The organism is Lyngbya aestuarii BL J (assembly GCF_000478195.2).
Classification (GTDB): Bacteria; Cyanobacteriota; Cyanobacteriia; order Cyanobacteriales; family Microcoleaceae; genus Capilliphycus; species Capilliphycus aestuarii.
Map to the genome: position 1 here is coordinate 1 of NZ_AUZM01000320.1, position 656 is coordinate 656.

1 protein-coding gene and 1 pseudogene are annotated in these 656 nt (G+C 37.7%); one reads left to right on the forward strand and one right to left on the reverse strand.

The annotated features are described in order from the left end of the window. Positions 1–258 (reverse strand): annotated as a pseudogene (tnpA, locus tag M595_RS29875) (IS200/IS605 family transposase); the annotation flags it as partial. A 68-nt stretch (positions 259–326) separates the two neighbouring features. Between tnpA and M595_RS28335 the strand changes: the two are divergent. Beyond that, positions 327–656: RNA-guided endonuclease InsQ/TnpB family protein (locus tag M595_RS28335; RefSeq protein ID WP_023069977.1), on the forward strand; the 330-nt coding region annotated here is incomplete at its 3' end.

Genomic DNA, 656 nt, shown 5'->3' on the forward strand with positions numbered 1-656 from the left:
TTACAGATTTGAGATTATTAACCAAATTACTTAAAGCAATGTCACCGATGGTACTGAAAAAGAAGATGAACATGATTGTCTTCCCCGTTAAATTCAATTAATTTACAATCCCACTTATGAAGTAATTCTTCAAGGATGGAATGTAACCTATTCAGCATTTCAAGAGTAAAAACTTTCCGTCGATACTTGGTTGTCAAAACCAAATGCACTTTGAGGTCACTGACAGACCTCCCGAGCGCTAACAAAATCGTTCTTCATAATCTCCACTTGAAAAAACTTGTGCTATATTCAGTGTATCTTGTAAATACAGCACTCAAACGAAGGGGGTGATTCAATTGCTTAAGGCAGTTAAGGTCAGACTCTATCCGACACCCGAACAGGAATTGGCGTTAGCCAAGTCATTCGGCTGTGTACGGTGGTATTGGAATTTTGCCTTAAATGCCTGTATTCAGCACTATCAAGAAACTGGAAAAAGCTTAAAACTAGCAACCTATAAAGGGATGCTCCCTCAACTCAAAAAGGAATATCTTTGGCTCAAGGAAGATTGTTATTCATCGGTTCTCCAATGTGTAGCAATTAACCTAGACAGAGCCTATAAAAACTTTTTTAAAGGACAAGCTAAATTCCCTAGATTCAAGTCTAAACACCATAAGCAA